Annotated in this window: 9 protein-coding genes and 1 pseudogene; 3 read left to right on the top strand and 7 right to left on the bottom strand. The window is 62.9% G+C overall.

Annotated elements, in window-relative coordinates:
- Positions 1-12 precede the first annotated feature (12 nt).
- The 5 genes from EJ071_RS13440 to EJ071_RS13420 all read right to left on the bottom strand — a co-directional run bounded on the left by EJ071_RS13440 (position 13) and on the right by EJ071_RS13420 (position 5,280).
- Positions 13-1,020, bottom strand: a complete 1,008-nt coding sequence (locus EJ071_RS13440; protein WP_126102567.1) for an ABC transporter substrate-binding protein — start codon at positions 1,018-1,020, stop codon at positions 13-15.
- 267 nt (positions 1,021-1,287) lie between these two features.
- Entirely contained in the window at positions 1,288-2,019 is a 732-nt protein-coding gene (gene hutC / locus EJ071_RS13435) for a histidine utilization repressor (protein ID WP_126098301.1), read from the bottom strand.
- Between the two features lies 1 nt (position 2,020).
- Positions 2,021-3,061 carry an alcohol dehydrogenase catalytic domain-containing protein gene (locus tag EJ071_RS13430; RefSeq protein ID WP_126098300.1) on the bottom strand — a complete coding sequence of 347 codons (1,041 nt, stop codon included), beginning with the start codon at positions 3,059-3,061 and terminating at the stop codon, positions 2,021-2,023.
- Positions 3,062-3,075: 14 nt separating this feature from the next.
- Positions 3,076-4,398 (bottom strand): histidinol dehydrogenase, encoded by a 1,323-nt coding sequence (gene hisD, locus EJ071_RS13425; protein WP_126098299.1) that lies wholly within the window; start codon positions 4,396-4,398, stop codon positions 3,076-3,078.
- Between the two features lie 108 nt (positions 4,399-4,506).
- The gene (locus tag EJ071_RS13420; RefSeq protein WP_126098298.1) at positions 4,507-5,280 is read right to left on the bottom strand and encodes a glucose 1-dehydrogenase; all 774 of its coding nucleotides are present in this window, start codon (positions 5,278-5,280) and stop codon (positions 4,507-4,509) included.
- Between the two features lie 630 nt (positions 5,281-5,910).
- Between EJ071_RS13420 and EJ071_RS13415 the strand changes: the two genes are divergently transcribed.
- Positions 5,911-7,605: a N,N-dimethylformamidase beta subunit family domain-containing protein gene (locus EJ071_RS13415; protein ID WP_245460221.1), complete on the top strand. Its 1,695-nt coding sequence runs from the start codon at positions 5,911-5,913 to the stop codon at positions 7,603-7,605.
- Between the two features lie 230 nt (positions 7,606-7,835).
- Here the strand turns inward: EJ071_RS13415 and EJ071_RS13410 are convergent.
- Positions 7,836-8,033 (bottom strand): annotated as a pseudogene (locus EJ071_RS13410) (helix-turn-helix domain-containing protein); the annotation flags it as partial.
- A gap of 989 nt (positions 8,034-9,022) precedes the next feature.
- Here EJ071_RS13410 and EJ071_RS39025 point away from each other — a divergent pair.
- Entirely contained in the window at positions 9,023-9,376 is a 354-nt protein-coding gene (locus tag EJ071_RS39025; RefSeq protein WP_348628158.1) for a hypothetical protein, read from the top strand.
- Between the two features lie 57 nt (positions 9,377-9,433).
- Here the strand turns inward: EJ071_RS39025 and EJ071_RS13400 are convergent, their stop codons facing one another.
- Positions 9,434-9,694: a hypothetical protein gene (locus tag EJ071_RS13400; RefSeq protein ID WP_245460220.1), complete on the bottom strand. Its 261-nt coding sequence runs from the start codon at positions 9,692-9,694 to the stop codon at positions 9,434-9,436.
- A gap of 716 nt (positions 9,695-10,410) precedes the next feature.
- Between EJ071_RS13400 and EJ071_RS13395 the strand changes: the two genes are divergently transcribed.
- Positions 10,411-11,817 (top strand): CadC-family transcriptional regulator, encoded by a 1,407-nt coding sequence (locus EJ071_RS13395; protein WP_126098296.1) that lies wholly within the window; start codon positions 10,411-10,413, stop codon positions 11,815-11,817.
- Positions 11,818-11,819 lie beyond the last annotated feature (2 nt).

Genomic DNA, 11,819 nt, shown 5'->3' with positions numbered 1-11,819 from the left:
ACCCGGCCTCGATCATTGCGCGGCCTTGACGAAGGCCGGATCGATCATCTGCTCCGGCGTCACGTCGGCCTGGAGCAATCCGGCATTCTTGGCGGCCGCCTCGACGTCGGCGAACGTCCTGGTGGAAAATTCGCCGGTCAGCGCATTCTTGTTTTCCGCGAGGGAATAGTAGCGCACGCCGTCAAAAGCGGTGTTGAGATCCTCGACGCTGGAGCCGACCGCCTTGGAAATAATGGCGCGGCCACCCGCGGTGTCGGCCTTGTAATCCTTCAGCGCCGCATCCCAGGCCTTGATCATGGCAAGCACCTGGCCGGGCCGCGACTTGATCACCTCGTCGCGCACCACCAGCACGTCGCTGATCAGGCCGGGATCCTCGCCCGCCGTGAAGAGCAGTTTGACATCCTTGTTCTGCGCCCTGGCCGTGGTGAGATAGGGTTCATAGGTGACCGCGACCGGGACACGGCCGGCGATCAACGCACTGCCGGCATCCGCCGCCGGCATCGGAACCGGCTGGACATCGGCGATCGACATGCCGTTCTTGGCGAGCGCGTATTTGAGCAGGATGTCGCTCGTCGTGCCTTCCTCGAAGGCGACCTGCTTGCCCTTGAGGTCCTTGATGGAAGCGATTTCCTTGCCGGCGATCATGGCGTCGGCCGTCATGCTGACATCGAGCAGAAGCACGATCTTCACCGGCAGGCCGGCCGCGACCATGCCCATGGCCGTGTGGGTCGCAATGTTTGCGGCATCGAGTTGGCCGCTCGCGAGGGCGGCGTTGATGTCCTTGTCCTCCGCGAAATTGACGATCTGCACGTCCGACAGCCCGCTTGCCTTGAACAGCCCCTTGGCCTCCGCCACGTGCCACTGGCCGTATCCCAGCCAAGGCTCGATGCCGATCTTGAACGATCCCGCCTCAGGCGTCGTGGGAACGGCCGCATCGGCCGCCTGGGCTGCCGGAGCCGCGGCGAGTCCGATGGCCGCAGCCACCAGGAGCGCACGAAATTGTCCTACCGGGTTACGCATCATCTTCTTGTTCCCCTTGATGGTCAGAGCGATTTTTTGAACCAGGCTTTACGGCCCGGTGAGAATGCGGGCTTCAGTTCTTGCAGCACTGTGCCGTGGCGGCTTACCTGCCACTTCAGCGGAGGCGCAAGCATATTCAACGTCGGCGACAAAGGATGTCAAGGCGCAAATACATACATGCATATACAAGTTGCCCTGCTGATTTCCACGCCCTCCAACAGGTCAGGTCGCCCCGGGCTCTTTGGACCTAAACTCGTCCTTTCGCGATCAGTTGTGCTTGGAAGGCGAGTAGCGGCTGCCGAGCGAGTAGCGGCTGCCGACATAGGTAAGCTTGCTGATCGTCGCCACGACCGCGCCCGTCCAGGTCCGGCGGTGCAGAAGCAGGCAGCAGTTGCCGGCATCGATACCGAGATGGCCCGCCGTTTCGGCATCGGCCGCAATGGCGGAGATGATGTGCTCGACTTCCGTCACAGGGGTCTTCTGCATCAAATAATCGTAAGTCGCCGTCTTCGAGAAGTCCTGCTTGTCATAGTCGGGTATCAAGCTCGGATTGACGAAACGCTCCTCCAGTTGCACCGGCAGGTCGTTCTCGAAGTTGACGACAACGGAATGATAGACCGCCGCGCGCTTCGCGAACTCGAACGAGAGCGCCATCTCCTTTGTCGGCATGACCTTTTCGAGGACCAGAACCTGCGAGCGATGCCTGTTGCCGCGCGCGACAATCTCGGCCGCGATGTTGTTGATCTCGATCAGCGTCGATTGCGGCCGCGGCGGCGCGATGAATGTTCCGACACCTTGGAGCCGGATCAGGATCCCCGCCGAGGTCAACTCCCTCAAGGCGCGGTGAACCGTCATGCGCGATACGCCGAGCGCGGCCACGAATTCGTTTTCGGACGGCAGCTTCCGATCCTTGCTCCACCGGCCGGTTCCGATGTTCGTCAGGATGTAGTCCTTGACCTTTTCGTAGAGCGGGCTGGCCGTATTCGGCAGATTGTTCATCTCAACGTCCTCCCCCGTCATTGTGGCCGCCAGGTTGCCGCATCCGGACGATCGTTTTCAAGCCGTCGCCTTGGCCCGCCAACAGCCGATGATAGGCCGAAGGAACATCGTCCAGGCCGATCTCCCGATCGATCAGGCTGAGGAGCGGCTCGGCCAGTTCGGGCAGCATCCGGACGGCGTCGGGAAGCTCGTCCGCGAAGGCATTGCATCCAAGCAATCCGATCTCGCGTTCGACCAGGATGTTGGGATCGATGTCGAGCCGGCCATGGAAAATGCCGACCACTGCCACCGTGCCGCCGGGACCGAGAACGCCGAGCAGCTGGTTGAGCGCAGCGATGCTGCCGGTTGCTTCGACGGCCGCGAGCAAGGGCGAGTCCGCGGTCGCCGAGGCGATGGCCTTGCGGTCAAGATCGACGATCGTGGCGCCCGTCACCCGCGCAACCCGATCGCATCTAGGCTTGTTGCGATCGGCGATGAGGACGGTACCGGCAAACGTCCGGGAGAGCAGCAGCGCTGCCAGACCGCCGATCGTCCCGCAGCCGACGACAAGGACCGAGCCCGCCGTCTTCGGCAGGCGCCGCACGGCATGCAGCGCCACCGCGAGCGGTTCGGCCATCGCGGCGACCCGCTCGTCGAGCGCGGCGTCGACGACATGCAGCAGCCGGGCCGGCAGCACCGTCTCTTCGGCGAATCCGCCGTCGCAGACCTCGCCAACGAAGCCCAGCGACCAGCAAAGATGCCGCCTGCCGGCATGGCATTGCGCGCACTCCCCGCACCAGAAGCGGGAGTCGGCGACCACCCTGTCGCCGATGGCGACGGTATCTACCCCTTGCCCGACGCCGATCACCGTTCCGGTCAGCTCATGGCCGGCCGTCGAGGGCGAACGGCTTATCCATTGGCCGGTGCGGAAATTGTGCAGATCGGAGCCGCAGATGCCCGCGGCATCGACCCTGAGCTTTACCCAGCCCGCGTCGGGAGCACCCGGCTCGGCGATGTCCTCCACCCGCAGGTCGCCGGGTGCATGAAGACGTACGGCCTTCATCGTCGCCGTTCCGCTCACGCGCCGAGATAGCGGCTGCGGATTTCCGAAACCGCGTTCTCATGCGAGCTGAAGCCTTCGTAGCGGGCTAGATTGCGGGCATGGCGGGCAAGTTCGGGATAGGCAGTCGAGGTCACATAGCCGACGGAAGAGCGTTTGAGGAAATCCGTCACGGAAAGCGGTCCGTAGGTGCGCGCCCACCGACTGGTCGGCAGCACCGCGTTGGGCCCGAGGACAAAGTTGGCAAGCGTCACCGGCGTGTGCGGCCCCATCAGGATCTCGGCCGCCTCGGTGATGTGCCCGAGATGCGCGAACGGCTCCTTTGACAGGATCTCCAGATGCTCGGGCGCATAGTCGTTGATGAAGCGGTAGCTGTCTTCCAACGACGCGGTCAATACGATGCCGCCGCGCTTTCCGGTCAGCACCGCGCGCGAAAATTCCACGCGCTGCTCGGTCATGCGGGACCAGTGCTCGGGAAGCGCAGCCAGGGCTGCCTCGGCGACCTTGCGGCTGTGCGTCACCAGATAGGCCGAGGAATCCGGCCCGTGCTCGGCTTCGATCAAAAGGTCGAGGGCGGCAAGGCCGCCGTCGACGCTGTCATCGGCAAAGATGATCGCTTCGGACGGACCTGCCGGAAGGCCGGTATCGATGATCGAGGAAAGCAGGCTCTTCGCCGCGACCACCCAGGGGCTGCCGGGCCCGACGATCTTGACCGCGGGCTTTACCGTCTCGGTGCCATAGGCCACCGCCGCGACCGCCTGGGCGCCACCGCATTTGTAAACGGTCTCCACACCGGCGAGGCGGGCGGCAACCAGGGTCGCCGCATCGACGGAGCCGTCCGAGGTCGGCGGGGTTACGATCGCGATCTGGGGAACGCCGGCAATCACCGCTGGAACCGATGTCATCATCGTCACCGAGGGGAAGGCCCCCTTGCCCCGGGGGACATAAAGCGCAACGGAAGCGATCGGCGTGTATCTGTCGCCAGCATAGGCGCCCGGCCGGACTTCCTTGAGCCACATTGTTTCCGGGCGCTGCTCCTCGTGGAAATGCCGGATGTTCTCGATGCCGAAGCGGATGCTCTCGATGACGTCCTTGTCGACCTTGCCGAACGCGGCGTCGAATTCGGCTTCCGAAACCTTGAGATTGCCATCGGCAACGGCGGCCTTGTCGAGTTCGCGCGCAAAGCGCAGCAAGGCCGCGTCGCCCTCGTTCTTGACCGCCTCGACGATGGGGCGAACCTTCTCGATGAAGACCGACAGGTCGATTTCGGCGCGCTTCAGCAGGCTGGCCCGCTGGTCGGCGCCGAGCGATGACAGGTCGTGGAAGCTGATGTCGGACATGGCTGTTCCTTCTCTTGAAATGCAATTCTTGTCGGCGCCGATCGGTCACATCCTCCGCAAGGCATCGAGTTCGACAGTCTGGCTCGGGAGCAAGGGCCAGGCCGTTTCTCAGATCGATGCCAGAAAGCCTCCGTCCACGGGGATGGACTGGCCGGTTATATAGGCCGCCGCGTCCGAGGCCAGGAACACCGCAATCCCGTGCAGATCCGAGAGATCGCCGAAACGGTGCTGTGGAATCTTGGCGAGCATCGATTGCTGCCAAGCCTCATTGACGTAGAAAGCCTCCGTCATCGCCGTCCTGAAGTAGCCGGGGGCGATGGCGTTGACCCGTATCCCCAGATCCGCCCACTCCGTCGCAAGGGCCCGCGTCATCCCAAGCAGTCCAGACTTTGACGAGCCATAGGGCACTGCGGTTGGAATTCCCACTTCGGAGGTGAGCGAGCAGAGATTGATGATGGCGCCGGGACGTCCGGCGTCCCGCATGTGCCGCGCGGCGGCCTGCGCGCAGAAGAAGGCGCCTTTGAGGTTCGTATCGACGATCCTGTCCCAAAGGGCCTCGTCGACATCGAGCGAGGGGCGAACCTCTTCCATGCCGGCATTGTTGACGAGAATATCGAGCCCGCCGAGCATGCCGGCGGCTTCGGCCGTCGCAGCCTGGCACCGCTCGACATTGGTGACGTCTAGGGCGACTGCGTGGGCGACCCCACCGGCGGCGCGGATGGCTGCCGTGGTTTCCCCGAGCGAGGCCGCGTCGCGCGCCGTGACCGCGACATCGGCGCCGGCCGCGCTGAGCGCCGCAGCGATGCTGCGCCCGATGCCGCGGCTTGCGCCTGTTATCAGCGCCTTCCTGCCCGAAAGGTCGAAGAGGGAAGCATTGCGCATGTGTCCTCCTTGACAAGATCAGCTTCACGTCCCGCTCGAGGCTATCCGATCCAGCTTATCTATACAAGCATATACAAATCTTGCGTCTTCTGTTCGGGGCGTGCCAACGGGGGTATATCCCTCGGCAATTTGCTGCCAGAACGTTGTCTCATGGAGATCGAGGGATATGTGAAGTTGGCTGGCCGACCTGGAACCGAGACCGCGCGGCCGCTTGGCCATCCACAGATTTGAGAGGCATGATCGATGCACCGCTTAGTTGATCATGGAGCCATGAGTGCGGTCGGCTATACCACGCCCTGGAGCGTAGAGCCCGGCCAGCAGGTGGAACTTGGCCTTTCCTGCGACCGGCCGGTTGAGAGCGTGCGGATATGCCGGCTGGACACGCAAGCCACGGAATTTGCGAATTGGCCGATCGAGGCGACATAGGCGCCAGTCGCGCATCGCAGTTTCGATCACGGATCATACCTTCGCCTGCATAGGGAACAGCTTGCAAAGGCGCCGACTGTCCAGGGCATCCGCTTTGAGCTGCTGCTCACCCGCAACGAAGGAGCGCGTACGATACTGGAAGCGGGCTCCGTTCGGCTAAGCCTGAATGATGGGGCGCTCGCCCTGGAAATCGCGAACGATCTTTTGTTCACGCGGGAGGTGCCACAGAGAGTTTGGCTGATCGTCGAGCTCGGCCTGGATGGGGGCGAGCCGTTCTTCATGCTCAAGTCTCACGATCTCCTCGCGCCTTATGAATTCAAGCAGCGTGTGCGCGACGCCGAATGGAAACTGCAAGAGCGCGACATGCTCTTCGGAGCCAGCACCTCCCGAAACGGCCTCACGCTCAATGCGAGATTCGCGGCCATTCGGCTGGAAACCTCTGAGGGGCCGATCGCCTGGGATTTCCCGACTGTCCTGCCGACAGGACCGATCCCTTCATCAGGCGGGCCCGTTCCGCTGGCCCTCGATGTGATCAACCAACCTACATTCTGCGTGACGTCGTCGCGCTGGGATGGATCGAGTTTCGACCCCCGGCTCGTTCCCTCGCATTACGATGCCGTCCATTGCCATGACGATGACATGGGACCGCTCCAATGGCCCGCTTCCCATCGCGTCATGGTGCCCAAAGATGCAAAGCCCGGTGTATATGCATTCCAGGCGGAATGGGACGGCGGCTATGAGCGCATCGTGTTCTTCGTCACCTCCGCGCGCGCCTCGTCATCGCTGCTTTATCTGCTGCCGACCGCGACCTATCTCGCCTACGCGGACGAGTATCTGCCCGACCATCTCTATGAGTGGAAGAGCGACGACCGCGGACACCGTTTTGCCATCGCAAACAACCTCAAGTCGCTCTACGACTACCACTCCGATCTCAGCGGCGTGTCGATCTGCTCCTACCGCAAGCCCAAGGTTACCCTGCGGGACGACTACAACTATCCGCTCTGTGGCTGCCCTCACAACCTGCCGGTCGACCTGCATTTCCTGAGGTTCTGCCACGAGAACGGCGTCGCGCTCGACATCGTCACCGATCACGACCTGCACCGGCATGGCATCGAAGCCCTGCGCGGGCATCGGGCAGTCGTGACCGGCAGCCATCCGGAATACATGTCGACCGAGATGGAAGGGGCGCTGCGGCAGTTTGCGGCCGAGGGCGGCAGCATCGCCTATCTCGGCGGAAACGGCTTTGCCGGGACGGTCGCCTTCAAGGACGACATGATGGAATTGCGCCGCTCGCCCCTGGAGTCGGGCCGCACATGGGACGGTCCAATCAGCGAACAATATCTGTCGATAACCAATGAGCCTGGAGGCTACCTTCGCTCTCGTGGCCGAGGCGAGTTTTCGCTGATCGGAGGCGCGATCTCGCTGATGGGCTTCGACGGCGCACGTCCGTTCACGCGCACGCCCGAAAGCCGCGCGCCGCAATATGCATGGCTTTTCGAAGGCGTCGAAAGCGATACCTTTGGCTCGGAGGGCATCGTATTGGGCGCAGCCGCGGGCTACGAAGTGGACGCAACCAGCCAGGCCCTGGGCACGTCGCCCGACACAATCGTAATCGCCCGCGCGACGGACTTTCCCGCCAGCTTCTTTCAAGATCCCTCCCGCTGGTACGAGGGCGGGGATGAGGAACGCGCCGGCCGTCGCTGCGCTGAAATGACCTTACGAAATCTCGCTGCAGGCGGCCTGATCTTTTCTGCAAGTTCGGTCGCCTGGTGCGGTGCGCTGCCTGTCGGAAAGGCAATGAATGATGTGGGGCGGATCACCCTCAACCTCCTCAACCATTTCTCGGCATTGCAAAACAGGGGATCAACTCCAAAGGCGAGCGAGGACAGCGCGTCTTGATGTGGCGATGTCTGCGCCTGGGCTGAACATCGCCGATAATAGAGGAGCGGTTCCTTGATAGTGGGTTTCACGGAGTAGCAGTCCTGTGACTCGAATCCCCGGACTTGGCGAAGGGCTAGTCCTCTGGCGTTGCCAACCTCATGGCCGCACCGATGTTGCACTATCTACTCAGAATTGTTCCCAGCATTGGGCACTCCGACCGATCCGCTGCCGTGAATTAGAAGCGAGAGGTTCAGCGGCACCCGTTTGCTGGTCAGGTTGCGCAGGGCTTCGTCCTGATAAGCAGCACACACCGCGCCGGCATCATTGAGAAGCCTGGCGACGGTGTTCTTGCTGACATCCATCACACGGGTGATTGGGCGGATCGACTGACCTTCGCAGAGAACGTGAAGAATGCGTGCGCGGTCTTGAAGGGCAAGCTTGTAGATATTCATTGTGGGTCTTGCGTTGGCGCAATCCCCAGAAGGTCGGCCAACCGGTGTCTGAATTGCCTGACGGCGCGGGCGGCCGTGGCAATCTCTTGCCGTTTGATGCTCTTTCGCTGCGCAATGACCGCAGCCATCAGGTAAAGAGCTTTCTGTTCGGCCTCGAACGCGTTGGACGCCCCACGGCAGACCAGTCGCCGCCACGTCCAGCGCTCGGCAATCCGTGCTGCCAATAGAGCTGCGCGCATTGTGAGAGCGCGCGGTGCCCAGACGCTTCCGCGTGCCCACCGTCGCCTCAAATTGTCAAGGATGACCAGCAGACGATGATGTCGGTTGATTAGGCGGATCATCGGTGAGGCGAGCCCAAGCCTGGACAGGTTAGAAGTCTCATCGCCTTCGTCTGAGATCGCATTGCTGGCGGCGTGGTTTCCAGTCGACGCGCGCAGGGGCTTCTGCGCTGCAGACTTTCGATATCTCGGATACGTATTTCTAAGCGGAAATTCCAAGATGGCACTCCAAGCAGTGCGGCTCGGCCTTTGTGATGGCGAACCAATGCAGTAGTCCGCACCTCCACTGCATGTTATCAGGCCGTCACATAGCGCAGAATTGCATCCCATTTTGCCCGGTTTGCCCGAAAATACCAATGAAACATTTGCGAAGTTTATTTAATACCAAACATATATGTTACAAAGCTGCGCCAGACGAGGGTATTGCCCGCAGGCGATCCTGTAGCTCAAACCGCGGCGTTCAGAGACGCCAAGCTGGCAGGAGGTCGGCGGCCGCGCCAATTTGACGAGGTCCGATAGCGGTGAGCGATCGCAACGCTAGATCATGTGTTGAACGCGCCTTCAAGCTGCTGTCCAGGCGTCTGTGCGCGTCGCATGACGTCTCCGGCGGACCGAGGATCCCGGGCCCTATTGGCGCTCTAGAAACTGTAAGCTTCACCTCCAAATCAAGGTGATCTGTAGGACGAAGGTTCCAAAAAAAGCACCATTACTCCTCCAGTCGCAGTCAAGCGGGCGCTGCAGCAAGCTGGGAGCCGATATCCACGACGCCGCCGGCGGCGCCGGCTGCCGATGGCTGTGGTGGCCGAGCGTGCTTTCACCTCGCGCTCGACCTTGCAACGGGTCGAAGCCGGCGACACCAACGTAAGCATCGGCATCTATGCAGGCGTCCTGCAAAGCGCTCGCCTGCTCGATGGCCTGACCCAGCTACCCGACATCGGCAACGACGAGGTTTCGCCCGCACCGGCGACATCAACCGCATGGCCAGCGCCTTCCAGCATGGTGATCTCAAACGGGCGCTGGCGCTCTAAACCATGCCCCTCGACCCCGGCCAGCTCATGATCGAATCCAGACCACGGTGCCCAAACAAACCGGCAGAGTTTGAGTTTGAGGTATCCGTTACGAGGCGGCCGCGGAGCCGGGGAGCTGGCCTTGTCCGCCCGCCAGTTCGTGGAAGACCGTGCACCAGAAGCGGTAGTCGCCATTGCGTCCGTCGAAATGTGCCGTCAAGGCGCAATGTGCGGCGGCGGTGGCGGCATGCGAGCCGTAAACCGCGCGCGCGGCGTTGGCCGCCCTTACTGGATCGGCGATGTTCCAAAAACTGGCTTTGCCGTCATCCGACGTGCGCGCGTTCAGTGAGTTGGGCTTGATTTCGGCCATGACAACAGCTCCCGCGGGATGGTCCAGCGAGGCGGCGTTGTGCTGCCGGCCGGACGTTGAAACCCACGTGCAGTGAGCCACGATCAAGGCGCGATGCGCCCAGACTTGCGTCGTGTCGTCCCTGGCTAGCATGCGCCCGCGACGGTCAGTCACGGACTATTGCGAGGCCAGATTATTGCAAAGCGGCATGCTGGAAGCAACCAGCGGACTGCGGGTAATGCAGGACTTGCCTGAAGCGCTGTTGAAGTCGGTGCGGGAAAGATCGGGAAGGATGCCGCCTTCATCCGGCGGCTTGGGGCTGGGTGGCGCTAGATCGCCTATTTGCGCTTTGCATTGGTCATGCCGAACTGGTCGAGCAGTTTCGGCCGGGTCGACTCCCGACTATCCTGCTCTACCGGGCGACCTGCACGATGGGCTGGATGGCATCTCCTGGGGGCCGCACGATCGGAAGGGACTGGCTCGCGGCCGCATCGGCGAACTATTTTATTAAACCAAAGCAAGTTTGTGCTCTGGGACTGGCAGAGCGGTCTGCAGCGGCACTACACATGCACCGCAAGCTTGGATCGCGCTGAAGTAAGGGACCCTGCGAACACCACACTGGGAACGTGCGAGGATCGCGGCCGTGCTCGACCCATCTAGGCTGCCGAAAAGGCAGTCCACGTGCCATGCATTCCTAGCAATGCTTCCCGTCCGCCCGGCGGCGGGAGCACCAACGCATGCCTTTCCGTCAGTTCCTGGTCTGCAAGGAAGCGCTGAAGCGCGAGCTCGGCGTCGAGCCCGAGGAAGCGACGCGGGCGCTGGTCGAACGCGCAGAGATGCCCAACATGGAGAGCCTGAAGGAGCCGATAGCCGACGGCGGCCCGCCCGAGGTCGAGCTGTCCCGCCTCGAAGCGAGAGCAGAGCCGCCGCGTACTGCCGTTTTAGTGCCGGAAAAGCCGTCGATCGCGGTCCTGCCGTTCCAGAACATGAGCGGCGACGCCGAACAGGAGTATTTCACCGACGGTGTTGTCGAGGAGATCACGACGGCGCTGTCGCATGTGAACTGGCTGTTCGTGATCGCGCGCAATTCCGCCTTTGCCTACAAGGGCCAGGCGATCGACGTGACGCGCGTGGCGCGGGAACTCGGAGTGCGCTACGTGCTGGAGGGCAGCGTCCGCAAGGCCGGCAGCCGGTTGCGCGTGGCAGGCCAGCTTATCGAGGCGGCGGCGGGGGTGAGTCTGTGGGCCGATCGCTTCGAAGGCGATGTCTCGGAGGTGTTCGAACTGCAGGACCTCGTCGCCTCCAGCGTCGTCGGCGCGATTTCGCCCAGGCTCGAACAGGCCGAGATGGCGCGCGCCAAACGCAAGCCCACCGAAAGCCTCGACGCCTACGACCATTATCTGCGTGGCATGGCGAGCCTTTACCGCTGGACGAGGGAGGGGCAGGAGGAGGCGCTGCCGCAGTTCTACAAGGCCGTCGCGCTCGACCCCGATTTTGCCGCAGCGGAGGGCGCTGCCGCCTGGTGCTATTTCTGGCGGATGGCGAATCGCTGGATGACCGATCGGCAGAAGGAGACCGCCGAGGTTTCCCGGTTGGTCGGCAACGTCGCGATCTCCGGCCATGACGACGCGGTAGCGCTGGCCTTCAGCGGCCTGGCGCTGGGCTATGTCACCGGCGACTACGAGGCCGCCTCGGCACTGGCCGACCGCGCGCTCGTGCTGAACCCGAACTGCGCCACCGCCTGGTGCGCCAGCGGCTACCTCAAGTCCTGCTACGACGATCCTGACATCGCCATCGAGCACCTGTCGCGGGCAAGACGGCTGAGCCCGCTCGATCCGCTGACCTTCTTCATGCAGACCTGCACCGCCTTCGCCCATTTCGTGGCCGGCCGCTACGACGTCGCCTGGCCGCTCGCAGAGGCGGCATCGCGCACGCAGCCATATTATCTCACCGGCCTGCGCGTCGCGGCCGCCAGCAATGCCATGGCCGGCAGGCTGGATGCCGCGAGCAAGCATATCGCGCGCGCGCTGGCGCTCGACCCCGACCTGAAGCTTGCCAACCTCACACACGTGGCGGGGCATATCAGGCCGGCCTATTTCGCCAGATATGCCGAGGCGCTGCGGCTGGCCGGGCTGCCCGAATGACG

Source organism: Mesorhizobium sp. M1B.F.Ca.ET.045.04.1.1 (assembly GCF_003952465.1).
Lineage (GTDB): Bacteria > Pseudomonadota > Alphaproteobacteria > Rhizobiales > Rhizobiaceae > Mesorhizobium > Mesorhizobium shonense.
The sequence above is the reverse complement of the archived record's forward strand: the minus strand, read 5'-3'. Positions and strand labels throughout refer to the sequence as shown.

Bases quoted from the DNA above. Each gene is read 5' to 3' on its own strand.
- EJ071_RS13440 (WP_126102567.1), bottom strand. From the start codon at position 1,020: ATGCGTAACCCGGTAGGACAATTTCGTGCGCTCCTGGTGGCTGCGGCC.
- hutC (WP_126098301.1), bottom strand. From the start codon at position 2,019: ATGAACAATCTGCCGAATACGGCCAGCCCGCTCTACGAAAAGGTCAAG.
- EJ071_RS13430 (WP_126098300.1), bottom strand. From the start codon at position 3,061: ATGAAGGCCGTACGTCTTCATGCACCCGGCGACCTGCGGGTGGAGGAC.
- hisD (WP_126098299.1), bottom strand. From the start codon at position 4,398: ATGTCCGACATCAGCTTCCACGACCTGTCATCGCTCGGCGCCGACCAG.
- EJ071_RS13420 (WP_126098298.1), bottom strand. From the start codon at position 5,280: ATGCGCAATGCTTCCCTCTTCGACCTTTCGGGCAGGAAGGCGCTGATA.
- EJ071_RS13400 (WP_245460220.1), bottom strand. From the start codon at position 9,694: ATGGCCGAAATCAAGCCCAACTCACTGAACGCGCGCACGTCGGATGAC.
- EJ071_RS13395 (WP_126098296.1), top strand. From the start codon at position 10,411: ATGCCTTTCCGTCAGTTCCTGGTCTGCAAGGAAGCGCTGAAGCGCGAG.